This window comes from Agrobacterium sp. H141 (assembly GCF_057158725.1).
Genome location: NZ_CM169893.1, coordinates 3,803,736 through 3,828,461 on the forward strand (window position 1 = coordinate 3,803,736; position 24,726 = coordinate 3,828,461).

At 56.6% G+C, this 24,726-nt stretch carries 23 protein-coding genes; 15 read left to right on the forward strand and 8 right to left on the reverse strand.

Going from position 1 to position 24,726, the window contains the following annotated elements:
- The first annotated feature begins 132 nt into the window (after window positions 1-132).
- The 15 genes from xylF to ACWPM9_RS17970 all read left to right on the forward strand — a co-directional run bounded on the left by xylF (window position 133) and on the right by ACWPM9_RS17970 (window position 16,207).
- Window positions 133-1,173, forward strand: a complete 1,041-nt coding sequence (gene xylF / locus ACWPM9_RS17900; protein WP_428185995.1) for a D-xylose ABC transporter substrate-binding protein — start codon at window positions 133-135, stop codon at window positions 1,171-1,173.
- A 206-nt stretch (window positions 1,174-1,379) separates the two neighbouring features.
- Complete coding sequence (locus tag ACWPM9_RS17905) at window positions 1,380-2,693, forward strand: sugar ABC transporter permease (RefSeq protein ID WP_428185996.1); 1,314 nt, start codon at window positions 1,380-1,382, stop codon at window positions 2,691-2,693.
- A 15-nt stretch (window positions 2,694-2,708) separates the two neighbouring features.
- Window positions 2,709-3,491 (forward strand): ATP-binding cassette domain-containing protein, encoded by a 783-nt coding sequence (locus ACWPM9_RS17910; protein ID WP_428185997.1) that lies wholly within the window; start codon window positions 2,709-2,711, stop codon window positions 3,489-3,491.
- A 252-nt stretch (window positions 3,492-3,743) separates the two neighbouring features.
- The gene (locus tag ACWPM9_RS17915) at window positions 3,744-4,616 is read left to right on the forward strand and encodes a DUF6030 family protein (protein ID WP_428185998.1); all 873 of its coding nucleotides are present in this window, start codon (window positions 3,744-3,746) and stop codon (window positions 4,614-4,616) included.
- A gap of 172 nt (window positions 4,617-4,788) precedes the next feature.
- Window positions 4,789-5,934 (forward strand): glycosyltransferase family A protein, encoded by a 1,146-nt coding sequence (locus tag ACWPM9_RS17920; RefSeq protein ID WP_484756013.1) that lies wholly within the window; start codon window positions 4,789-4,791, stop codon window positions 5,932-5,934.
- Window position 5,935: 1 nt separating this feature from the next.
- Window positions 5,936-7,102 carry a DegT/DnrJ/EryC1/StrS family aminotransferase gene (locus ACWPM9_RS17925; RefSeq protein WP_484756014.1) on the forward strand — a complete coding sequence of 389 codons (1,167 nt, stop codon included), beginning with the start codon at window positions 5,936-5,938 and terminating at the stop codon, window positions 7,100-7,102.
- Between the two features lie 163 nt (window positions 7,103-7,265).
- Complete coding sequence (locus tag ACWPM9_RS17930) at window positions 7,266-8,057, forward strand: cephalosporin hydroxylase family protein (protein WP_484756015.1); 792 nt, start codon at window positions 7,266-7,268, stop codon at window positions 8,055-8,057.
- A 105-nt stretch (window positions 8,058-8,162) separates the two neighbouring features.
- Window positions 8,163-9,614: an AMP-binding protein gene (locus ACWPM9_RS17935; protein WP_484756016.1), complete on the forward strand. Its 1,452-nt coding sequence runs from the start codon at window positions 8,163-8,165 to the stop codon at window positions 9,612-9,614.
- Entirely contained in the window at window positions 9,611-10,690 is a 1,080-nt protein-coding gene (locus ACWPM9_RS17940; protein ID WP_484756017.1) for a LuxE/PaaK family acyltransferase, read from the forward strand. The genes ACWPM9_RS17935 and ACWPM9_RS17940 overlap by 4 nt, the downstream gene beginning before the upstream one ends.
- The gene (locus ACWPM9_RS17945; protein ID WP_484756018.1) at window positions 10,683-11,891 is read left to right on the forward strand and encodes an acyl-CoA reductase; all 1,209 of its coding nucleotides are present in this window, start codon (window positions 10,683-10,685) and stop codon (window positions 11,889-11,891) included. Before ACWPM9_RS17940 ends, ACWPM9_RS17945 begins: the two co-directional genes overlap by 8 nt.
- A gap of 97 nt (window positions 11,892-11,988) precedes the next feature.
- On the forward strand, window positions 11,989-12,237 hold the full coding sequence (locus tag ACWPM9_RS17950) for an acyl carrier protein (RefSeq protein WP_428186004.1): 249 nt from the start codon (window positions 11,989-11,991) through the stop codon (window positions 12,235-12,237).
- Window positions 12,234-12,707 carry a 3-hydroxyacyl-ACP dehydratase FabZ gene (fabZ, locus tag ACWPM9_RS17955; RefSeq protein ID WP_428186005.1) on the forward strand — a complete coding sequence of 158 codons (474 nt, stop codon included), beginning with the start codon at window positions 12,234-12,236 and terminating at the stop codon, window positions 12,705-12,707. The genes ACWPM9_RS17950 and fabZ overlap by 4 nt, the downstream gene beginning before the upstream one ends.
- A 17-nt stretch (window positions 12,708-12,724) precedes the next feature.
- Window positions 12,725-14,512, forward strand: coding sequence for a thiamine pyrophosphate-binding protein (locus ACWPM9_RS17960; RefSeq protein ID WP_484756019.1), 1,788 nt, complete (start codon window positions 12,725-12,727; stop codon window positions 14,510-14,512).
- Between the two features lie 14 nt (window positions 14,513-14,526).
- On the forward strand, window positions 14,527-15,558 hold the full coding sequence (locus ACWPM9_RS17965; RefSeq protein WP_484756020.1) for an N-acetylneuraminate synthase family protein: 1,032 nt from the start codon (window positions 14,527-14,529) through the stop codon (window positions 15,556-15,558).
- Complete coding sequence (locus ACWPM9_RS17970) at window positions 15,545-16,207, forward strand: GNAT family N-acetyltransferase (RefSeq protein ID WP_484756021.1); 663 nt, start codon at window positions 15,545-15,547, stop codon at window positions 16,205-16,207. The genes ACWPM9_RS17965 and ACWPM9_RS17970 overlap by 14 nt, the downstream gene beginning before the upstream one ends.
- A gap of 97 nt (window positions 16,208-16,304) precedes the next feature.
- On the opposite strand, the gene ACWPM9_RS17975 is transcribed toward ACWPM9_RS17970, so the two are convergent.
- The 8 genes from ACWPM9_RS17975 to mscL all read right to left on the reverse strand — a co-directional run bounded on the left by ACWPM9_RS17975 (window position 16,305) and on the right by mscL (window position 24,531).
- Window positions 16,305-17,582: a glycosyltransferase family 2 protein gene (locus ACWPM9_RS17975; protein WP_428186009.1), complete on the reverse strand. Its 1,278-nt coding sequence runs from the start codon at window positions 17,580-17,582 to the stop codon at window positions 16,305-16,307.
- Between the two features lie 156 nt (window positions 17,583-17,738).
- Window positions 17,739-18,938 carry a methyltransferase domain-containing protein gene (locus ACWPM9_RS17980; protein WP_484756022.1) on the reverse strand — a complete coding sequence of 400 codons (1,200 nt, stop codon included), beginning with the start codon at window positions 18,936-18,938 and terminating at the stop codon, window positions 17,739-17,741.
- Window positions 18,939-18,964: 26 nt separating this feature from the next.
- Complete coding sequence (locus ACWPM9_RS17985; RefSeq protein WP_484756023.1) at window positions 18,965-19,528, reverse strand: dTDP-4-dehydrorhamnose 3,5-epimerase family protein; 564 nt, start codon at window positions 19,526-19,528, stop codon at window positions 18,965-18,967.
- A complete protein-coding gene (gene rfbG / locus ACWPM9_RS17990) occupies window positions 19,525-20,604 on the reverse strand; it encodes a CDP-glucose 4,6-dehydratase (protein WP_484756024.1) in 1,080 nt (359 codons plus the stop codon). Before rfbG ends, ACWPM9_RS17985 begins: the two co-directional genes overlap by 4 nt.
- Window positions 20,605-20,606: 2 nt before the next feature.
- Entirely contained in the window at window positions 20,607-21,377 is a 771-nt protein-coding gene (gene rfbF / locus ACWPM9_RS17995) for a glucose-1-phosphate cytidylyltransferase (RefSeq protein ID WP_428186012.1), read from the reverse strand.
- A gap of 212 nt (window positions 21,378-21,589) precedes the next feature.
- Window positions 21,590-22,624 carry a UDP-glucose 4-epimerase GalE gene (gene galE, locus ACWPM9_RS18000; protein ID WP_484756025.1) on the reverse strand — a complete coding sequence of 345 codons (1,035 nt, stop codon included), beginning with the start codon at window positions 22,622-22,624 and terminating at the stop codon, window positions 21,590-21,592.
- A gap of 178 nt (window positions 22,625-22,802) precedes the next feature.
- Window positions 22,803-23,972, reverse strand: coding sequence for a pyridoxal phosphate-dependent aminotransferase (locus ACWPM9_RS18005; RefSeq protein WP_484756026.1), 1,170 nt, complete (start codon window positions 23,970-23,972; stop codon window positions 22,803-22,805).
- A gap of 133 nt (window positions 23,973-24,105) precedes the next feature.
- A complete protein-coding gene (mscL, locus tag ACWPM9_RS18010) occupies window positions 24,106-24,531 on the reverse strand; it encodes a large conductance mechanosensitive channel protein MscL (protein WP_428186015.1) in 426 nt (141 codons plus the stop codon).
- Window positions 24,532-24,726 lie beyond the last annotated feature (195 nt).

The following is a 24,726-nucleotide window of genomic DNA, read 5'->3' on the forward strand; positions in this document are numbered from 1 at the left end:
CCCGCTCTTGTTGACAGCCCCGGATTTATCTGACATTTAATTTCTCGACTGTCGAGAAAAAATAAGTTTTTCGACAGACCTTGCAGTAGCCACCGGGGAGTTGGTGGTTGCTTTGTCATTTGGGAGGACATCATGAAGAGCCTTATCAAGCTGATGGCCAGCACGGCCGTCGTCGTTGCCATGCATACCGCAGCGTTCGCGGAAGACGTCGTTGTCGGCGTATCGTGGTCTAACTTTCAGGAAGAGCGCTGGAAAACCGACGAAGGCGCCATTAAGGCAGCCCTCGAGGCCGCTGGCGCAAAGTATATTTCAGCTGACGCACAGTCGTCTGCAGCCAAGCAGTTGACTGACGTTGAATCGCTGATTTCGCAGGGCGCAACTGCACTGATCGTTCTGGCTCAGGATTCCGACGCTATTGGACCGGCTATCGAGAAAGCCAGCGCAGAGGGAATTCCGGTCGTCGGCTATGACCGCCTGATCGAGAACCCAGCCGCCTTCTACATCACCTTCGACAACAAGGAAGTGGGCCGCATGCAGGCTCGCGAAGTGTTCAAGGTCCAGCCTGAAGGCAACTATGTCTTCATCAAGGGCTCCGCTTCGGATCCGAATGCCGACTTCCTGTTCTCCGGCCAGATGGAAGTCCTCAAGGATGCCATCGACAGCGGCAAGATCAAGAATGTCGGTGAAGCCTACACGGACGGCTGGAAGCCGGAAAATGCCCAAAAGAACATGGAGCAGTTTCTGACCGCCAACGACAACAATGTCGATGCCGTTGTCGCCTCGAATGACGGCACCGCCGGCGGTGTTGTTGCGGCACTTTCCGCTCAGGGCCTTGCCGGTTCTGTTCCAGTATCGGGCCAGGACGGTGACCAGGCTGCGCTTAACCGCGTTGCACTCGGCACACAGACGGTTTCGGTGTGGAAGGACGCACGCGAACTCGGCAAGAACGCAGCCGAAATCGCCGTGATGCTTGCCGAAGGCAAGACCATGGACGAAATTCCAGGCGTTGAAGACTTCTCCGGTGGCCCGAAGGGCGTTGCCATGAAGTCGGTCTTCCTGAAGCCAGTTCCGATTACCAAGGACAATCTCGACGTCGTTGTCGACGCAGGCTGGATCTCCAAGGAAGAAGTCTGCCAGGGCGTCAAGGCCGGCTCGGTTTCCGTCTGCGATTAAGCGGACCTCAATCCGGTTTTCCGGGCAGGCGCCGCAGTCCAGAAAGGCTGCGGCGCCTGTGCGAATGCGATGCTCGGATGTTCCTCTAGGGGACACCGAAACCGACAAGGGCGCAACAGCGTCTCATTATGAGATTTTCGGACCGCCAGCCATTCAACCCGAACGGGGCTCAAAGGCGGTTCAAGCATGTGGGGCACGGCAATCCTATGGCCGAAATGAATACTTCTGTCTCTTCAACAAAACCCAAGTCTTCGGTCGGTGGACCTGTTGCCCGCTTCGTGCGCGCGACGGAACTCGACACGAGACTGCTCGGCATGATCGGTGCCTTGCTCCTGATCTGGGTCGGCTTCGACCTGATGACGGGCGGGTTGTTTCTGACACCGCGCAATCTGTGGAACCTGTCTGTCCAGACGGCGTCCGTATCGGTGATGGCCACCGGCATGGTGCTTGTCATCGTGACACGCAATATCGATTTGTCGGTAGGCTCTATCCTGGGCTTTACCGGCATGATCATGGGCGTGATGCAGGCCGAGATCCTGCCGCAGTTTCTGGGCTTTGAAAATCCGCTGACCTGGATCATCACGCTTGGCTGCGGTCTGGCCGTCGGTGGCATGATCGGCATGCTGCAAGGCACGGTGATTGCCTATATGGCGGTGCCATCCTTTATCGTGACGCTGGGCGGCCTGCTGGTCTGGCGCGGCGGAACATGGTTCGTGACCAGCGGCCGAACAGTCGCCCCCATGGACGCGACCTTCCGGCTTATGGGCGGCGGAACCACCGGATCGATCGGTGAAGTCGCGAGTTGGGTCGTCGGCGTGATTGCCTGCGTGGCAATCGTTGCAGCGCTGCTCAATTCACGCAAGCAACGTCATCGCTTCGGCTTTCCGTTGCGTCCGCTCTGGGCCGAGTATTTCCTCGTCGCTCTTGGCTGCGGCATCGTGATTGGCGCTGTATGGGTGTTCAACAGCTATCCCTGGCCGAAGGCCATTGCCCGGCGTTATGCCGAGGCAAACGGCATCGTCGCTCCGGACGGTGGATTGTTTATCGCGCACGGCATTGCCATTCCCGTTCTGATCGCGCTCGGCATCGGCGTGGTGATGACCTTCATCTCGACGCGTCTTCGCTTTGGCCGCTACGTCTTTGCCATCGGCGGCAATCCGGAAGCTGCAGAACTGGCCGGTATCAAAACGCGCTGGGTGACCGTCAAGATCTTTGCGCTCATGGGCATGCTGTGCGCCGTGGCCGCTGCAATCTCGACCGCACGCCTCAACGCTGCAACCAATGCCCAGGGCGAACTGGATGAGCTCTATACCATCGCGGCAGCCGTGATCGGCGGCACATCTCTTGCAGGCGGCAGCGGCACAATTGCCGGCGCCATGCTGGGTGCTCTGGTCATGCAATCTCTACAATCAGGCATGGTCTTGCTCGGCATCGACTCGCCGCTTCAACGTATCGTCGTTGGCGTCGTCCTCGTTCTCGCCGTCTGGCTCGACACCGTCTACCGTGCTCGCGCCAAGTAATCAGGAGTTCCAAATATGATGGAGCAACGCACTCCCCTCGTGGAAATGAAAGACATTTCCATCGCCTTCGGCGGGATCCACGCTGTCGAAAAGGCATCCGTCGACCTCTTCCCCGGTGAAGTGGTCGCCCTGCTTGGCCATAACGGTGCCGGCAAGTCGACCCTGATCAAGATTCTCTCCGGCGCCTACAAGCGCGACAGCGGCGATATCAGGATCAATGGGGAAGCCGCCGATATCCGCAATCCGCGCGATGCCAAGGAATATGGCATCGAAACGATCTACCAGACGCTGGCCGTTGCCGATAATGTCGACGCTGCCGCAAACCTTTATCTCGGCCGTGAACTGCAGACCCCCTGGGGCACGCTGGACGACGTGGCGATGGAGGCCAAGGCACGTGAAGTGATGGGACGCCTGAACCCCAACTTCAAGCGTTTCAAGGAGCCGGTCAAAGCCCTGTCGGGCGGTCAGCGCCAGTCGGTGGCAATCGCCCGCGCCATCCTGTTCAATGCCCGCATCCTGATCATGGACGAGCCGACGGCAGCTCTTGGCCCGCAGGAAACTGCGCAGGTTGGAGAACTGATCAAGCAGTTGAAAACCGATGGCATCGGCATTTTCCTGATCAGCCACGACATCCATGACGTGTTCGATCTGGCCGACCGCGTGTTTGTGATGAAGAACGGTCTGGTCGTGGGAAGCGCCAAGACCGAGGACGTGACCAAGGACGAAGTGCTTGGCATGATCATCATGGGCAAGTGCCCGCCGGGTGCAATTCCCGGCCCAGGCGCCATGAGCACCTGATCGGCGGACAATCAGACATTTCAAAATCGGCCCCTGCAAAACTTTGCGGGGGCCGATTTTGCTTGTGCGACGGGTTGCATTCTGCTGAAAATAGACGCCACATAGTCTATTCGAGAGAATTACGACTGCATTCAATACTTAAATTTATCTATAATTGAATTCTAATTATCACCACCCTTTCCTATAGAATAGACCATAGAATTCGGCGAAAGCGTTTTGACATACTTCAGCTTCCCATGTTTTGACAGATAGATGCCTGACGAACCTTCGGCGAGACATAGCAAAGAGACCAAAAGCTCTCCCCCAAACCGCAAAAGCGCCGGTGGGGCGGTCTTTGTCGCCGTTTTTCTGTCGTTCACCATTATCATCGCGACGATCGTCCTTCTCGCCAATGATCACAGGAACCTCCGCCTGATCATGGCAGAACTGGGATTGCAATGGATTATCGAGGCCCCGATCAGACCCGAGGTGCCGCCCGCGCCGCTGAAAGGAAAGCCGGTCAAGGTTGAGACCTTCAACATGCCCGAAAACATTATGGCTTCTGTCGACCGTGACGGGGTGAGCGGTTTTGCCCGGGAGATGCCACGCATTGGACCCGAGTTGTGCAGAGCGTATAACGATGCGGGATTTCCCAATTCCGGGTGGCACGGGAGCCCGGTCAACGACGATAGCTACGAATGCACCTCCGAACTGAGCTTCGACAAGGGAGAGGACGAGGAAAGCCATGGCTCCCTGTTTTTCATCGCCAAAGGCAATCAGGACGGTTCGATCAATTCGTTGAGAATGAAACTCGTTGCGCCCGAGAGTGTCGATGGTCGTGCGGCGCATGCCGCCATATTGAAAGCACTGGAACTGCTGATCGAGTGCACCGGATGGAAAGACCTCAAGGACCTGCTGGCCGCGGCGCGCCGGCTGAAAGACTATTCGGCAGATTATACGGGCCTCTCGATCCGGTTTACCCAGGAATTCACGTCATCCGACCGGTTCAATCTCTTCATTCTACCGTCGAACGATGACCCGGCTATCAGCCGCACGCGCAATTATTTCGAGGCGCAAAAGGCGCTCTATGACGTTGACAGCGCGCGTCCGGATTTACAGAACTTCGCACCTACCGGGAAGCGATAGCAAACATTGGCTGTGACGACAGATCAGGCCATCCGGAGCTAAGCCTCGCTCCAGTTTTGACCGCTACATGGGATCAAGAACCCGAATTGCGCCCACGCCACAAATGTGGCCGCCGGTGCGTGCGAGACCGTCTGTGCAACCTTTCGCGACAGGCAAAACCATGAGGCCGATCATGCCGAAGCTTTCCGTGTGCATTCCTGTCGAACCCGGCTTTTCGCCACCCGATTATCTGGCAAAACAGCTGCTCAAGAAAGCGGGGACAGACATTCAGGTGATCGTGGCGCCGTTTGGCGATACCTGCGCTGAAGCTGCTGCGCTTTACGAACTGGCTGAGAACGACCCGCGGTTGCTGATCCTGCCGCCCGCTCCGCCTGAAATTACAGCAGGCCAATTCTGGCTGGGCACGATTGCCGCTGCAACCGGTGACTGGGTTACGCTGGTCTATCCCGACGATATGCTTGAGCCCGACATGCCGGAGGCAATCGAATATGTGGAAGCGACCTATCCGGAGGCGGATGCCATTGGGTGGAACGCCTTTGCGATCTCCAACGATGCCTCACGCGAGATCAAAGCCAATGTTCCGGTGCCGGTGACCCATCATTTCTCCATGATGGACAAGGCCAAGATGCTGGATGCCTTCTTCCAGTGGACCGATGGCAACCAGACGCCGAAAATGCCGTTTGGTCTGTTTCACGGGGCCTTGAAAAAAAGCCTGATCGAGACGATCCGCTCTGCGGAAGTGGCATCCAGCTGGCTGACGACCGTGCCACGCTATGAATGGGCAGCGCGGGTTGTGCTGTTTGCCAATGGGCTTGCCCTTGCCAACCGGCCAATGTCGGCGGCCAGCATCAAGCCGTATACGCCCGTGCCCGTCCGCTCCGCGCTTGAAGGATTTCCGCTGGATGGCGGCATCGGATTGACCGCTGCCATCGCCGAAGTGCAGGCACGCGTTCTTGCCGAACTCGGCAGCGCCTGGAACGGCTTTAACGAAGCCTTTGTGCGCGCCTGTGTTTTCGATTGCATGCTGGAACACGACCGCACAGCGTTTGAGATCAAGTGCCGGTCTTATCATGCTGCCTTGCAGAAGATGCCAGGCGGCGAGCAGCTTATTGCGCTGTTCAGGCCGCAATATTACCCGCAATTGCCGGACGACAAGCGTCGTGGCCTGCATGGTTCGCTCCTGCTGGTGGATCGCTTTATCGGCAATGCCAAGACAGCGCAGGAGTTCTATAATGTTATGCGCTCGATCATTGCACCGGTCTTCGTCGTGACTGGCAAGAGCCAGATATCGGAAGCCGAGCGCGATCAGGTTCGCTGACATGAACGCCAGAGCGCCAGAGCGCATTCTCTATACAAAGCCCTCCATCACGGAGCTTGAGACGCGCTATGCCGCCGATGCCGCAGCGACCGGCTGGGGCGCCAAGTGCTACGACTACATCATTCGCTTCGAAGACCTGTTCCGCACGCATATCGGCACCGGTTTTGCGATTGCGACATCCAGCTGCACCGGCGCCATGCATATGGGGCTGGCCGCCCTTGGCATCGGACCCGGCGACGAAGTGATCCTGGCCGACACGAACTGGATCGCGACGGCGGCACCGATCCATCATCTGGGCGCGACGCCGGTGATGGTGGATATCGATCCTGTCAGCTGGTGTCTGGATCCGACCAAGGTGGAACAGGCGATTACACCGCGAACACGCGCGATCATCGCCACGCATATCTACGGAAATCTCTGCGATATGAATGCGCTGGAAGCCATTGCCAGCCGCCACAACATTCCGGTGATCGAAGACGCAGCCGAAGCCATCGGTTCGGCCTTCAGGGACGGTCGACGCGCAGGCGCGCGTGGGGCCTTCGGCACTTTTTCCTTTCATGGCACCAAGACCGTGACCACCGGCGAAGGCGGCATGTTCGTCACCAATGACGAGGCGCTCTTCAACCATGTTCTGACGCTCAGCAATCACGGCCGGGCGAAAGCGCAGACCAAGCAGTTCTGGCCCGATATGGTGGGCTACAAATACAAGATGTCGAATGTCCAGGCGGCCATCGGCTGCGGCCAGATGGAGCGGATCGATGCGCTGATCGCACGCAAGCGCGCGATTTTCGGACGCTATCGCGACCATATCGACGCTATCGAAGGTGTGCAGCTGAACCCGGAACCTTCAGGCACCGTGAATGGCGCATGGATGCCGACAGCTGTGTTCGACCGCTCGCTTGGCATCGAGCGCGAAGTCATCCAGGCGGCATTTTCCGCGGCCAATATCGACGCCCGCGTGTTCTTCCACCCGCTCTCCAGCCTGCCGATGTTTACCCCGCGCCCGGATAACGTCCATGCATGGGATATCCCCACCCGCGCGATCAACCTGCCGAGCTATCACGACATGACCGACGCCGATATCGCGCGTGTGGCGGCGGTGGTCCGAGAACTTGTCGATGCGGCAAACCAACGCAAGCATAACCAGTTGAAGGGTTCGGCTGCCTGAAACGGTGGGCGCTTTGCCGAAGCGCCCACCACAAGCCTCACTCAAGGATGACAACCTAGACCGTTAGGTGAATTTGGTCTGCTTGGACATGTCCAAGGATAGGCGTGATCCGGAGACCAACCGGGGTGTGAAAACCCTGGTTGCGCGGTCTCTGCGAAACGAAATGAGTGAGAACCACCGGATGCACAAAGAATTCCAGGACGAGGTCAGGGAAAACATTGCTGGACTTGGCGCGGACAAGGATTTCCAGCAACAGTCACTCGAGTGGAATCTTGCCTCTGCAAAGCACAGATACACCTATAATTTCCGTGCGCTCGGGCGTCCGATCATACAATTTCCCCAAGACATCCTCGCTTTCCAGGAAATCATCTGGGACGTGCGTCCGGATCTCATTATCGAGACCGGCATTGCCCATGGCGGGTCGCTGATTTCCAACGCGTCCATGCTGGCACTGCTGGACTATTGCGATGCGTTCGAGAATGGCGAACGGCTTGATCCACGGGTGCCAAAGCGCAAGGTTCTGGCAGTCGACATCGAGATCAGGCCACACAACCGCAGTGCAATTGAAGCACATGCAATGTCCCCCCGCATACACATGCTTGAAGGCTCCAGCATCGACACGTCTATCGTCGATCAGGTGCGTGCATTTGCTGCGGACTACAACAGCATCATGGTCTGCCTCGATTCCAATCACACGCATGACCATGTCTTGCGAGAGCTTGAAGCATATGCGCCGCTCGTGACGGTCGGCAATTACTGCATTGTCAGTGACACAATTGTGGAGGATGCACCTGAACATCTCTCTGCTGATCGCCCTTGGGGCAAGGGCAACAATCCCAAGACCGCAGTGCATGCCTATCTGGCACAGAATGGCGATTTCGAAATCGACAAATCGATCGAAAACAAACTGCAGATCACAGTTTCGCCGGATGGATTTCTACGGCGCACCAAATAATGGAACCGTCATCTGCCAGGCAGGAGGCGTTTTCAATTTTTCACCAAGAGGAGCCATGGCGCACCGTCATGAGATCACCTTGAGGAGAACGAGAAGCTTGCAGTGATGACCACCGCGGACATAAGCGATATCTTCGCTGACATCGATACAAGGTATCAGGACCGACCTTTGCTGAAGATGAGCGACGGCACCTATGTCCGCCCGCAGGATCTCGATGCGATTTGCCGGTGTCCGGGTTTTGGAGATACTGCACATCGTCTGGTGATTTGCCTATGCGACAATGATGCGGGTGGCCTTGCGGGTTATGTGGCGCTTGCGAAAACCGGGGCCGTCCCGATGATGATCAGCGCAAGCCTGCCGATGGCACAGCTGCATCATCTGGCAGACGTTTATCAGCCGCATTTCATCTGGCTTCCAGAAAGCCGCGCCAGCGAATTTGCCGATAGCTCCGTCGTCATGTCCCATTCCGGGTATCAATTGCTGGCGTTGCGGTCATCGGAGCACTACATAATCCATGATAACCTTGCGCTCTTGCTGGCAACGTCGGGAAGTACCGGCAGTCCTCGCTTTGTACGGCTCTCCCGCGCCAACGTTAGCAGTAATGCCCGGTCGATCTGCAGCTATCTCGACATCACGCCTGACGATATCGCCATTACCAGCTTGCCGCCAACCTATTCCTACGGTCTGTCTGTCATACACAGCCACATTCTTGCCGGCAGCACGATCGCCGTTACCAGCAAGACGCTGTTTGATCGGGCCTTCTGGGACTTCATGGAGGCTTCCAGCTGCTCTTACTTCTCCGGCGTTCCGTACCACTATGAAATGCTGAAGAAGCTGCGATTCCGACGCATGGAGCTGCCAAGCCTGCGCACCATGACGCAAGCCGGCGGGCGGATGGACAAGGAGCTGACACAGGAGTTTGCCAGTCATTGTGCTGACAAGGGCATGCGGTTTTTCAGCATGTACGGACAAACCGAGGCAACGGCCCGGATGTCCTATCTTGCCGCCGATATGGCTTATGCAAAGGCAGGTTGCATCGGCAAGCCTATTCCAGGTGGTGAATTTTCGCTCGAAGATGACCACGGCGCTGTCATCGATGAAACCGATACTGCCGGTGAACTGATCTATCGTGGAGCCAATGTTTCGATGGGATATGCCGAAGGCCATGCAGATCTAGGCAGGGGCGATGACTTCAATGGCATGCTTAGAACAGGTGATATCGCAAAGCGGGATGACGAGGGCGATTATTACATAGTTGGGCGGCTGAAACGGTTTTTGAAGATTTTCGGCAATCGCATCAACTTGCAGGATGTGGAAAGCCGTTTGCAGGACGCGGGCTTCGATGTGGCTTGCGCGGGAAAAGATGACCATCTGTCTATCTATCTGCTGCAAGCAACGGTTGACGCCGCCAAGCAGATCAAGACGAGCTTGGCGACTGACCTGAAAATCAGCCCGACAGCCATTTCGGTCTTCGATCTCGCCGACTTGCCTCGCGCGGAGTCTGGCAAGGTTCAATATGGCTTGCTGGATACCCGCGCGAAAGGCGTTCTGGCATGATGTCACCCGATTATACCCATTGGCTGGATCTGGAACCCTATGGGATGCCGGCTCGTCAGAAGACCGACACTCTTGGTGAGGCCTTGCGCGCGCTCACGGACTGGCATCGGCAGCAATGCGAGCCCTATGATCGCATGTTGAAACTGACGACAGACCCTGAAAAACCAGTCGAACACTTGCAGGACATCCCCTTTATTCCGGTTCGCATGTTCAAGGAATTCGATCTTCTGAGTGTGCCCAAGGATCAGGTCTTCAAGACCATGACCTCTTCGGGGACAACGGGGCAGCAGGTATCACGAATATTCCTGGACCGGGAAACGGCGTCGCTGCAAAGCAAGATCCTGGCACGCCTGATGACCGAACTGCTGGGAAAGAAGCGATTGCCGATGCTGGTTATCGATTCACCGAGTGTCCTTCGTGATCGAAATGCCTTTTCGGCACGCGGTTCGGGGATACTCGGTTTCTCCATGTTTGGTCAGGATGTAACCTATGCCCTCGATGCGGAGATGAATCTGGACATGATCGCCATCGACTCCTTCCTGGAGCGCCATGCCGGTCAACCGATATTTCTGTTCGGCTTCACCTTCATGATCTGGCAGCACTTCTACATGAACCTGAAGGCGATGGGGAAACGCCTTGCTATCGACAAGGGCATTCTGTTGCATGGTGGCGGCTGGAAGAAACTGCAGGATCAGGCAGTCGACAGTGCTGCATTCAACGCGGCGATGCAGGATTGTGCCGGGATCGGCCGGGTTGTGAACTACTACGGAATGGTCGAGCAGACCGGATCGATCTTCATGGAGTGCGAGGCCGGACATCTGCATGCACCTGTTTACGCCGATGTCATTGTCCGCAATCCGCAGGATTTCAGTGTCGCCCGTCACAGAGAACAAGGCGTCATCGAGGTTCTGTCGATGATTCCGAGAAGCTATCCCGGCCATGCGCTGCTGACTGAGGATATGGGACAGATCGAGGGCGAGGACGACTGCCCCTGCGGGCGCCAGGGCAAATACTTCTCGATAGCCGGCCGCGTTGCCAAGGCTGAGGTCAGAGGCTGTAGCGATACATATGAATGAGATCGCACAATTGCCCATCAATATCCGCGTCGGCGGACCGCTCGACAGTTTGGTCACGCGGCCACAAAGGCCGTATTCCGAAGCCGCCACGGTCTTTCTTTCCGCATTGTCGAAAGCACTGCTCGCATTGCCCGAAGCCAGGCAATATCCGGATATTGCCGCATTTGGATATTGGTGCCGCACGGCCAATCTCGCGCGTCTTGCACGTGATTTCGATACAGCCCACGCGCGGCTTGGACGCGGACTGATCCTGCATATCGCGCCGGCCAATGTGCCGGTCAATTTTGCCTATTCGTTCGCGTTTGGTCTGCTGGCCGGCAATGCGAATATCGTCAGGATACCCGATAGAGACTTCGAGCAGGTGGACGTGATCTGCAAGGAGATCACGCGCCTTTTCGCGATTCCCACCCACAAACAGGTGGCCAGCATGAACCGGTTGGTGACCTATCCGCGGAATGACGACATTACGGCCCAACTCTCGGCCAGATGTCAGGCACGTCTCATCTGGGGCGGTGATGCCACCGTCTCCCATCTCAAGACAATGCCCACACATCCACGCTGCGTCGATATTGCATTCGCAGATCGATATTCACTTTGCATGCTGAATGTCGAACATGTTCTTGCCGCTGATGACAAAGCCATTGCGCAATTGACCCAGGGCTTTTTCAATGATGTCTTCCTCATGGACCAAAACGCATGTTCATCGCCGCATCTGGTTATCTGGATAGCTGACGGGCAAGCGGATGTCGCCGCCGCGCAGCAGCGTTTCTGGTCTGCCATGGTCGACCATTTGCGTCGGAAATACACTTTGGCGCCAATCCATGCATTGGACAAGTTCGCCCATCTTTGCCGGACTGCGGCCAACCTCGACACCGAGACATGCATCAGACATGAGAACCTTGTCTATCGCATATTACTCAGTGAGTTGCCCTTGGATATCGACAAATATCGGGGCCAATACGGCACCTTTTTCGAACATGTGACCGACAGTTTCGACTGCCTTACAGACATCGTCACCGAGCGCTATCAAACAATCACCTGTTTCGGGATCGACCGAGACAAGCTGGTCAACTTCGTGATCGACCAGGGAATGTCAGGCATTGATCGCGTCGTGCCGGTGGGCAAGGCGCTCGATATGGGCGCAATCTGGGACGGGCACAATCTGGTTGAGGAACTTTCGAGAATCGTCAATATGGCATGAACTGATCGCCCGATGCACCGGATATCCGGTTGCCGCAAAGGCAGGCGCATTTTTCAATTCACGCTCCCCCAAAGACTGACAACAAGGATAACAAGATATGAGCAACAAGGAAAAATACGATACCGCCTTTGTTGATACATTCATGATCAACGCGGACGAACTGCCAACAGCAAAGTATCAGGAAGTCGAGGCGTGGGATAGCGTAGGACATATGGCGCTGATGGCCGCTCTCGAAGACGCGTTTTCGATCGAGATGGAAATCGACGATATAATCGACTTTTCCAGCTACGAAGTCGGCAAGACCATTCTTGCAAAGTATGACGTTGTCATAGAGCCTGCGGCATGAGTGACAGTTCCATGCCCGCTTTCGATATCAACGGGATCCTTCGCCACCAGCGAAACCGCTATCCGGTTCTGCTGATCGATCGGATCACCGCAGTCGATCCCGGCAAGAGCGCATCCGCGATCAAGTGCTTCACCTATAATGAGTGGTTTTTCCCGGGCCATTTCGATGACGAACCGAATGTGCCGGGCTTCGTGCAGATCGAATCCCTGACACAGACCTTCATCATGTCCTTTCTGTGCATGGACGAATACAAGGGGATGAAGACGAATTTCATCTCCATCAACAATGTGAAATTCAAGCGTAAGGTCGTGCCCGGTGACGTGCTGCAGATCGAGGCGACACTTCGGTCGTTCAAGCGCGGCATTGCATCTGGATCGGTTGAGAGCTTCGTCAATGGTGAACCCGCCTGCAGCGGCGATCTCGTTGTTGCCTTGCCAGCCGTTCTGGATCGCTTCAAACCCAAGACCTAGGAAGATTGACGATTGCCATGAGAGTTGCCGACTACATAATGCAGCGCCTTGCGCAGATCGGAATCGGACATGTGTTTCTGGTGACAGGACGCGGCGCGCTGTTTTTGACTGACGCGCTGGCCAAACACCCGCAGCTGACGCCGGTACCTGTTCATCATGAGCAATCCGCATCCTATGCAGCAACCGCCTATGCCTATCGCACAGGTGGGGTTGGCGCATGTCTGGTGTCCACGGGATGTGCATCCACAAATGCCGTTACCGGTGTTCTTTCCGCATGGCAGGATGGCATTCCGTGCATTTTCATCTCGGGGCAGAATACGCTGAAGGAAACCACGCGCTTTACCGGCATTCCGCTTCGAACCTACGGCCAGCAAGAGGCCGACATCATCTCCATCGTTCAGCCGATCACGAAATATGCGCGTATGATCACCTCCGCCGACGAGATTGTCGAGGCTATGGACCAGGCGCTAATGTTGGCGAATTCGGGACGCAAGGGACCGGTCTGGATCGATGTGCCTCTTGATCTGCAAAGCGCCCAGATTGATGTAGACGCACTTTCTGCCTCGGCAACGTTAGATATCAAAGAACCACCGAAGGCATCGCGCGAGACGATTGACGCGGTGGCCGGCGCCCTTGCAAAGGCGAACCGCCCCACTCTGCTGATTGGCAGTGGCGTGCGGTCCAGCGGCTCCGAGGCCAAGTTGAAGCAGTTTGCAAAGCGGTGGAATATTCCCGTTACCTATGCACCTTCCGCACCCGACACCTTTGGAAGCGCCGATGCTCTCTCCATTGGCTCGGTCGGTGCGATGGGTTGTTCAAGGGCTGGAAACTTCGCAGTGCAGAACGCGGATCTTGTTCTGGTGCTTGGATGCCGTCTGACCTCGCTGGTAACGGGCACGGAATTTTGCAAGTTTGCACGCGATGCCAAGACGATTGTTGTCGACATCGACGCCATAGAACACACCAAGGATACCATCCGTATCGACCAATTGGTCCATTCTGACCTTGCGGCGTTCCTGGAGGACATCAACCAGTACGAGCCGCATATGGTCCCGACGGAATGGGTCGAAAAGTGCCAGCATTGGAAAGCAATTTTCTCCGGGGTCGAACCCGAGTTCAAGGATCCGGAAAAGGTCGATCTGTACGAACTTGCGCATTGCCTGTCCGACATGCTGCCGGCCTCTGCGGCACTGGTAACGGATTCAGGGTTGAACGAGGTGATTCTGCCCAGCAATGTGCGATTCGCGGAAGGCATGGACTGCGTGCATCCAGCCATGCAGGGTGCCATGGGATTTGCCTTGCCGGCCGCAATTGGCGCATACTTCGCCAAGCCCGGACCTGTGATTGCCGTCATTGGCGATGGCTCGATCATGATGAACCTGCAAGAGATGGAAACGATCCGCTATCACAAGCTTCCGATCAAGATCATCGTGATCAACAATAACGTCTATTCGATCATCCGTCGGCGACAGCAGGACTTGTTCCGGAAACGCATCATCGGCACTGATCCAGCAAATGGCGTCAGTTGCCCGGATTTTTCCAAAGTGGCCACCTGCTTCGACCTCGATTATATCGCGATTGACAGTCCGGACATGTTGCAAGAGGGAATTGCCGATCTGCTGAAACGCGACGGACCGACGCTTTGCGAAATTCGCGGTCGCGAGGATCAGGAATATATCGAGCTCGGACATGCCCGCAGCGTGGTTGACCGCCGTTTTGTGCGACGCCCGCTGGAAGACCAAACACCATTCTTGAACCGCGAGCTTTTCCTCTCGGAAATGATCGTTGAGGCAATCGACCAGTAAGCGGTGAGTGACCAATGTCGACAGTGAAACTACGCAGCGGACGGGTGATCGGCGACTACCTTGCTCCGTATTTTATTGCGGAGCTGAATACCAGCCACTTTGGTGATATTGGCATAGCCCGCTCCATGATCGATCAGGCCAAGGAGGCCGGCTGCGACTGCGTCAAGTTTCAGTCCTGGAGCTCCGAATCGCTCTATGCCGATAGCTATTACAAACAGAACGCGATCACCAAGCGCATCGTCACCAAGTTCTCCCTGGACAATTCGGAACTGAAGCAGTTGGCCGACTATTGCAGTGAAGTCGGTATCGATTTCGCATCGACGCCCTATTCCCGCGCCGAGGCCGATTTTCTGGCACGCGACTGCAATGTTCCTTTCATCAAGATTGCCTCGATGGAGTTGAACAATCTTCCGTATCTAGCCTACCTTGCGACGCTTGATGTGCCGCTTGTTCTGTCGACCGGAATGGGCACACTGGACGAGATCATAACCGCTGTGCGCACGATCGAGACGGCGGGCAATACTGACATCATCATCTTGCATTGCACGTCGGTTTATCCTGCACCGCCCGAGGCTATTCGCCTGAACAACATTCTTGGCCTCAGAGCCGAATTCCCAGCTTACCCAATCGGTTATTCAGACCACTCCATGGGTAGCGAAATTCCGGCCGCGTCGATTGCGCTTGGCGCATGTGTCATTGAAAAGCACTTCACATTGGACAGCAGCCGCATCGGTATGGATAACCAGATGGCGACCGAACCGGAAGACATGAAACGCATGATCGACGCCTGCAATACCGTTCATCGGGCCCTGGGTGGTGCCGGACGCATCCTGGACGAGACCGAGCGCGCGCAGATCCCCAAGATGAGGCGCAGTATTGTGACGGCGAAGGCCCTACCTGCCGGGCATATGCTCACATCATATGATCTCGACGCCAAGCGTCCCGGGACCGGGCTTGCCCCGGATAAGGTCGACCTACTGATTGGCAAGCGGCTGAAGAAGAGTGTCGATCAAGGGGATGTTCTGTCGGTGGATGACGTTGAATAAGAACGCACCCGAGCAGCACGTCCTATCCTTTATTCAGGACATCATTGACGACAGACAGTCGCTCGTGATCACACTTTGCGATGATGCAGGTAGTGTCATCGGGAAACTGGTGCCACTGACCCGAAAGCATCTCGAAAATGAACAGGTAATTGGCAAGCTGACAGACTGGCGAAACGCCAATATGCAGTTCTTCCTGACCCAGTTTACCGCAACGCCGGAACGCACCAAGACCTGGCTGAATCAAGTCGTCTTCAAGACGCCAACCCAACTCATGTTCCTGATCTATGCCGGGGACGACATGATCGGGCATTTTGGCTTCAAGGATCTGACGGCAGATGATGTGATGCTGGACAATGCCATGCGCGGAGAGCGCGGCGGACACCCTAAATTGCTTCAGATTGCCGGGCGCGCCCTGATTGAGTGGCTGTTTTCAAAGACCGGCGTCAAGAAGGTGCTGGGTTACGTCCTGTCAAACAACGCCTCCGCCATCATGATGAACAGAACGATGGGCTTTGGCGGATGGCATAAATATCCCCTTAACAAGTCGCTGGTCGACGGTGAAACTCGCCTAGTCCTTGGTGAGCGCGGCGCAGCGAGCAATGACAATATCTATTGCTATTACATCGAGATTGATCGCTCGGGCTGTTGATGCATAGCCTCAAAGGTCACAAGCGAGCGCGGTGTCCCCGCTCGCTTGTTCATTCCAAATCAATCACCCTGCGCGACTGTCTCTGTGAATGACCGCATCAGGCCACGCGTGCCGGGGCATCGACCAGTGTACGGGACTGCCTCCCCACCTGCTGGACGGTTTGCTCCCAAGGATACTTCAATCCATCCGCAGCGACTTCCACCATGTCCAGCGACGGAGTAATCGATTCGATGATGTCGTAGAGTTGCTCCGGCGTTTTAATGCCGGCAATGTCGCTTCTCAGGTAGATGCCGTCGTCGCTCGATCCGGTAACCAGCAGACCCTGCATGCGATCGCGGAATTCCGGTTTGAAAAACTTGAGAAATTTGCCACCTTTCCAGCGCGAAAACGCATCGTCGTAATTGGCTTTCACGGTGTCAAATTCCTCGCGGTCTGCGAAGCCTTCGGTGTTGCGCGCACAGGTCTTGGTAAACTCGATTTCCCAGCCGCTGTAATGGCCATCGTATTTTGACTTGTACCACTGCTGCACGATCGCGATTGCCGCTGTCACACCGTGATCCGACGTGAAGGGAAAGTCGTTTTGATCGATGTCCTCGTCAGTATTTCGCCCGACCTCTCCGAAGAACTGAGCGCTTCTCTGCTTCGCCACGGACAGCCTGGATACGGCGTAAGAATTGCTTTCGGGGCAACTGCCCATGATGGAAATGGGACGCTGGCAATAGGCGAAATGCTTGGCGATCGTGATGGCTTTCATCGCGATGTCATAGTCGACCATCGGATTCTCGAAGAATTTTCCTGTAACGGCCTTGATCTTATCGAGCAGTGACCGGCTATAGGCCGAATGATAGAGGGAGTAACCGGAGGTCGGTACCGTGCGCGCGCCGACCCAGCCGAACATGCGCTTATATGGTTCATCCCGCGGCACTTTGACGGTGAAGCTGTTGTAGGGCACAAAAACATTGGTCAGGTTTGGATTGTCGCCGGGCCATGTGTAGGAAATCACGCCCCATGCGAAGGCTTCGATCTCTGGATTGACCGCAAGGATCCGATCGAGCAGGTCGGCAAGTTTGGGATCGATGAAGTCGTCGTCGCCAATGATGCTGACCCACGCGCCCGTTGCGGCTTCGAGCGTGCGCTCCCAGTTATCGATCATCGAGAGTACGCGATCCTCGGACGGCAGATAAACGATGCGCGGATCGTTCTTCAGCTCGGCCATATAATCATTCATCACGGAGGGATCGTCAGAATTGTCGGCGAAGACAAATTCAACGCCTTCCGGGGCGCGGCGCAGCAGACCCTCGATGGTCTTCTGGAAGTAATACTGGCGATTGCGCGACGGTACGCAGATCGTAAGTCTCGGCTTGATGGCTGCCATCTGGGTTCTCCGTTCTGGCCCTTCTCTGGGCAAGCTCCGGCCGCGACGCGGCGCTTTGAGCGGATTATTTCGACTTTGCGACCGTATCCGGCTGCATGACCTTAACCTTGGCAGGGAGCCCCTGCCCTGCCTTCTCGGGATCGTTCATCTCATTCGTCAGGCATGCACCGTCAATCTCGGTATCGCCGTCACGAACATCCCACCCCAATCGGCTATATACGAAAGCTGTTGCTTGATTTCGCTTTGCAGATTCCATGGCAATATCACCACCCTTTGCGGTTTTTGCGTTTTCAGCGCCTCTTCGGAGAGGATGGGAATTCGGCTGCCGGGCAGATACATGCCCTGCTTTGCAGGATTCTTGTCCACGGCGAAGGACAGTAAATCTCTCTTCACACCTGCGAAGTTGAGAAGTGTGTTGCCCTTGGCGGCGGCTCCGTAGGCTGCGACCGACAGGCCCTCGCGCTGGCAGTCAATCAAGAACTCCAGAAACGCGTTGCGCACACGCTGTGCCTCGGCCTGGAAGCCGGCGTAGAAAGCGGGATCGCACATGCCCGCTTCTTCCTCACGTTTCAGCAGGGCCGGAACGCGGTCCGTTGTCTGATGCGCCGCATGGTCGGTGCGGCATGCAAATACCCTGAGGCTTCCGCCATGCCAGGGCGTCGTCTCGACATCGAAGACGGTCAACCCATTGCCTGCCAGGATGCGTTCAACAGCCAGAAGCGAAAGATACGAATAGTGCTCATGATAGGCGGTATCGAACTGTGCCTCCGAGACCATGTTCAAAAGATGCGGAAACTCGAATGTCGCCACACCTTCGGGCTTCAAAAGATGGGCAAAGCCGGCGACGAAATCGTTGATGTCGGGAACATGGGCCAGAACATTATTGGCAGCCATCAGGTCGGCGGACCAACCCTCGGCAGCAAGAGACTCGGCAAGCGCAAGACCGAAGAACTCCTCACGGATTTCTAGACCTTTTTCACGCGCGGCGGCGGCTGTGCTGGCCGTCGGTTCAACACCAAGGCAGGCGATGCCGCGTTCCTTGACGAATTGCAGCAGATAGCCGTCATTGGCCGCAATCTCGACGACGCGGGCATCGGTTCCAAGTTCGAACCGCTGCACCATATCGGCGACATAGGTCTTTGCATGGGCGAGCCACGAGGATGAAAAGGAACTGAAATAGGCGTAATTCTCGGAGAAGAAGGTTTCGCGCGCGGCGAAGTCTTCCGTCTGCACCAACAGGCAGTCATCGCAAACCCGGATGACCAGCGGATACCAGGTATCAGGTGCGGCCAGATCCTCCGCCCGCACATAGGAGTTGGACGGCGGAGCAGTACCGAGATCGAGAAAAGGGCGCATGCGCCCGGACTGGCAATGACGGCACTTCATGCGGCGATCCCCACATAATCAGATCCGAGGGGAGCATGGGATGCGTCGCGAGCCGAAAGATTGGCAACCGGCAGCGGCCATTCGATACCGAGTGCCGGATCTTCACAATGCAACCCGCCTTCAGCCTCGGCGCTATAGGGTGCTGAATGGGCGTAGATCATGCGGACATTGTCGGTGAGTGCTTGAAAGCCATGCGCGCAGCCGTTCGGGATGAGCAAAGAGCAATCATTGTCGGCGCTCAATTCAACTGCAGTGTGCTTGAGAAATGTCGGCGATCCCTTACGCAGATCGACGGCGACATCCAGAATTGCGCCTGCCGTGCAGGTGACGAGCTTGATCTCGGTAAAGGGCGGATTCTGGAAATGCATACCCCGCACGGTGCCTTGAAAGCGGGTACCGGTTTCGTTGATCTGCTCAACGGTTCCGACCCAGCCAGCATCGCACAGATCGGTCGGCGAGAACAGGCGCGTCAGGAAGCCGCGCTCATCGGCCAAGCGCGCGCGCTTGAGGATAAACACGCCTTCGATCGCCGTTTCGATGATGTCAAACCGCTTGCTCATACCGCACGGCGCTCCATCGTTTTCAAGGTCGCGTTGTAAGCGGCGATATCCTTGAGACAAAGATCCATCGCCTTCTCGCCCTTGGCCAAGCCGCGATACCAATCCATCGTTTTCAGCAGTGTTTCATCGAGGTTCCAGCGTGGGTGATATCCCAGTTCCCGTGTCGCCCTGGTGGAATCGAGCATGAGATAACCGGCCTCATGCGGTCCTTCCTCTACGTCGCTCAGATCGACGTCGCCCGCGCCATAAGCGTTGCGTGCCAGTTCCAAAACATCGCCGACGCTTGCCGCCGAAGCGTGATCGGGGCCGAAATTCATGGCTCGGGTGGAATGCGGTTCATGCCAGAGGCGCTCGGCCAGCAGCATGTAACCGTATAGCGGCTCCAGCACATGTTGCCAGGGACGTATGGCTGCTGGACGGCGAACTGCCAGTTTCGCGCCTTTGCTCCAGGCCCTGATCGCATCCGGGATCAGCCGATCGTCTGCCCAATCTCCGCCCCCGATCACGTTGCCGGCGCGCGCGGTGGCGACGCCAATATTGCGAGCAGCGAAGAAGGAGGAACGGTAGCTTGCCGTAACGATCTCGGCGGCTGCCTTGCTGGCGCTGTAGGGATCATGGCCGCCGAGCGGATCCGTCTCGACGAATGCCTGTCCGTTTTCCGGATTTTCATAGACCTTATCGGTCGTCACCACCACGATAGAGCGCAGATCCGCCACATCGCGAAGGGCATCAAGAAGGTTTGCTGTGCCTTGCACATTGGTTTCATAGGTGCCGACTGGATCGCGATACCCTGCGCGCACCAGCGGCTGGGCTGCCAGATGGAAGACGATCTGCGGATGCGTAGCCCTGACGCGCTTTCCCACCGCGTCACGGTCGCGGATGTCGCAGATGCCACGTTCATCTGTCGGGTTGCCATCAAGCAGTTGATAGAGCGATGGATCGGTGTCCGGTGCAAGCGAGAGCCCGGACACCTGGGCGCCGATCTCCTTCAGCCACAGACCGAGCCAGCTTCCCTTGAAGCCGGTATGCCCTGTGAGGAGAACGCGTTTGCCACGCCAGAAGCCGGTATCCGACATGCTCACCACGTCTTCCAAGGCGGGTTGCCTGATTGCCAGAGACTTTCCAGATGGTTCTTGTCGCGCAGCGTATCCATGGGCTGCCAAAAACCTTTGTGGAAAAAGGCCTTTAGCTCGCCATCGCGAGCTATTCCGGTCAGGGGCTCGCCTTCCCAGCTGGCCTCATCGTCTGGAATGCGTTCGATCACCTTGGGCGAGAGGACGAAGAAACCGCCATTGATAAAGCCGCCTTCGCCTTCCGGCTTTTCGACAAAGCCCTCAACGCTGTCACCGTCCAGCTTGAGCGCGCCGAAGCGGGCTGGCGGGTGGACTGCGGTGACTGTCGCCAGTTTGCCATGGCTCTTGTGGAAGCGAATTGTCTCGCCAATGTCGACATTGCTGACGCCATCGCCATAGGTGAAGCAAAAGGCTTCCTCGTCCCTGAGGTAGGAGGCGACACGCCTGAGACGTCCGCCGGTCATTGCAGTCTCGCCGGTGTCGACCAGTGTCACACGCCAGTTCTCCGCACTTTGGCGGTGAAACTGCAAACGGTTTTCTGCCAGATCGAAGGTGATGTCCGACATATGCAGGCCGTAATTGGCGAAATATTCCTTGATGAAATAGCCCCTAAAACCACAGCAGATGATGAAATCGCGGATACCGTGATGGTGGTAGAGCTTCATGATATGCCAGAGGATCGGTCGTCCGCCGATCTCGATCATCGGCTTTGGCTTGAGATGCGTTTCCTCAGCAATACGCGAGCCGAGTCCGCCCGCCAGGATAACCGCCTTCATGCCGTCACCCTACGGATCACATTCACGAGCGACCGCTCGGGACCGCCCTGCGCTATGGTACTGCTTTCAAACGCCATCAAACCTTGCCTGCTATTGGCCTATTAGAAATGCAGGTTACAAGGCGAAGCTGTTGTCAAACTTGACGCCAAACGTGTAACGGCCCGGCAATTGGAAGCCGGGCCGCACAGAATGCCAAAACCATTGTCATCAAATCAGAAGGCGCTTGCTGCCAGTTTGCGCTGAAGCATGGCAATATCCTGAAGTTCAGCGCCACTCAGTCCGCGCTGCCATTCCAGTGCCGAATTCACGATGAAATCCAGATTTCCATGAACCGGCACCCATCCAAGTTTCGTGCGGGCAAGCGTTGCGTCGGCGACCACGAATGCAGCATCACCGGGCCGGCGCGGCGCATAGTCTATGCGAATGCTGTTGCCGGATGCGCGCTCCACCGCATGCAGCACGTCAAGGACAGAAAAGCCCTGCCCGTAGCCGCAATTGGCGATCAGTGGCTCGCCACCGGACTGCAGATAGGCCAGCGCATCCAGATGGGCGGCAACCAGATCACTGACATGGATATAGTCGCGCACACCGGTTCCATCCGGGGTCGCATAATCGGTGCCATAGACGCTGATCTTTTCCCGTTCCCCGAGGGCCGTTTCGCAGGCGACCTTGATCAGGTGCGTGGCATTGCGGGTGGACTGACCCGTACGCCCCTTCGGATCGGCACCGGCGACGTTGAAATAGCGAAGAGCCACGTAGCGCAGGTCATAGGCGTTGGCGGCATCGCGCAGCATGAATTCCGTCATGAGTTTCGACTGCCCGTAGGGATTTTCCGGGCGCGGGGTTTCCGTCTCGCGAATGGGCCTGGTGTGTGCAGGGGTGCCATAAACGGCGGCGGTCGATGAGAAGATGATCCTGGTAACGCCCGCCTCGACCATTGCAGACAGCAGCACACGGGTATTGCCTGTGTTGTTGTCGTAATAGTCCAGCGGATCGCTGACGGAATCCGGCACGACGACGGAACCGGCAAAGTGGATGACCGCATCAATCGCGTTTTCAGCAAAGATCTGCTTGAGAGCGGAGCTATCGCCGATATCGCCCTTGTAGAAGCGCGCCTTCGGCGCCACTGCCCAGCGGAAGCCCGTCGACAACCTGTCGACGACGACCACGTCGTGTCCCTGATCCAGAAGCGCCCATACCATGTGGCTGCCGATATATCCGGCGCCGCCTGTCACGAGTATCGCCATGTCCCTGCTCCCGCTTTTTGCATAACAGCGGGATCACACCACAGGGGTCTTTCGCAATCTTTATTGAAGACGATTATCTATCTGTTTTTACTGACTTAACTCGAACTAAAGTTACCATGCAGTTGACAACAAACTTCAAATTTTATCGACCATCGTACTGTCGTCGCGCAGCGCCCTGTCACAGCGCCAAAACGTAGCGGCTCAGCCTCTCGGCTGCATCCTCGATCTGGAGAGGATTACGCAGGAAGCAGGCTCTCAAAAACTCTTCGCCACCGAAACCAAAGGCGGTTCCAGGTGCCAGCCCGACGCCAGTCTTGTCAACGATATCCAATGCCGCCCGGCGGCTGTCTGTCACGCCGTCGATCTTCAGGAAGGCGTAAATGGCCCCTTCCGGTTTCAGTGTTTCGACACGGTTGGTGGCAATCAGGGCGTCGCAGAGAATGTCGCGCGATGTCCGGGCGCGCTCAATATTGGCCTGAATGAACTCGTCGCCATGGTCGAGAGCGGCAACGGCACCGCGCTGCATGAACTGGGCGACACCTGACGTTGCATACTGAATCAGGTTTTCCAGCACCTGCCCGGTTTCCGGCGGCGCCACGATCCAGCCAACTCGCCAACCGGTCATGGACCAGTTCTTGGAAAAGGAATTGGTAAAAAGGATGCGGTCGTCCTCGTCCTTGATGTCCATGAAGGACGAGGCGCGCGTGGCAGATCCGTAAGAATAGAGCGCGTAGATCTCATCCGCCATGATCCAGAGGCCATGCTTGCGGGCCAGATCAAGAATCGCCTGCAGATCTTCCCTCGTCGCGGTCCAGCCGGTTGGATTGGACGGCGAGTTGATGAACAACGCCCTGGTCTTTGGCGTGATTGTGCTTTCCAGTTTGGCGATATCGAGGTTCCAGCGGCCATCGTGGAATTCAAGCGGCACAGCGCGCGAATGGACGCCGGCCAATTCGATGGCAGCGACGATATTGGGCCATGTCGGGGTGAGATAAATCATCTCGTCGCCGGGTGCGGCGAGTGCCTGGACGGAAAGTGCTATCGCCTGCATGCCAGAGCCCGTGACATAGAAATGGTCGGGCGAGAGTGTCTGGCCAAAATGGCGGGCGTAGTAGCGCGACAGAGCCTCGCGCAGCTCGGGAATACCGCGCTGCCATGTGTAGAATGTCTCGCCGCCGATCAGTGCGTCGGCCGCCGCGCGATTGATGAAATCCGGGCTCGGCAAATCCCCCTCGCCTGCCCAGAGCGGCAACAGGCCATCGCGTCCACGGGCATAATTCATGATTTCGACAATGCCGCTTTCGGGTGCGGCAAGGGCGCGGGGGCTCAGGCTTTCGAGGATGGTCATCAGGGACAGGATCTCCGTTTGGCACCTCATAGCCGAGATTGCCCGGAAAATCCTATGACAAAGCGTGAGAGACTGATCGATTCTGGTGATGATCCGGCTCGACACCAAGCCGAGCCGGGACGACGTGTTTGAGCTAGCGGGTTTTCAAAAGATCACGAATTTCGGTGAGCAGCATGATGTCGGCCGGAGGTGGCGCTGCCTTTGCCGTTTCCATTTCCTTCTTGTCCAGCGATCCGCGCATCTTGTTCACACCCTTGACGAGCAGGAAGATGATCCAGGCGAGGATGAGGAAGTTGATCAGCACCGTGATGAAGTTGCCATAGGCAAACACAGCACCCTGCTCGCGGGCTGCCTCAAGGGTCGCGGCGGTGACATTGGCCGACAAGGGCAGGAAGTAATTGGAAAAGTCGAACCCGCCGAAGATGACGCCGACAAGCGGCATGATGATATCATTGACGAGCGAGGTAACGATCAGGCCGAAGGCACCGCCGATGATGACGCCGACGGCCAGATCCATGACATTGCCGCGGGCGATAAAAGTTTTGAACTCATTCAACATTTTCTGTGTCCCCATTGGAATATGCTGGCCGCGCGATGCCGCTGCGACATGTCAGCATCCTAATATGCCCGACAGAGAATGGAAGGTGGAATTTCGCGCCTCGCGCATGCTGTTTTATTTCGACTTTAGGAGAAGACAGCAGCGATTTTCAATAGATTACATTTGCCATAGACTGACGCAGAGTTGGATTGCCGT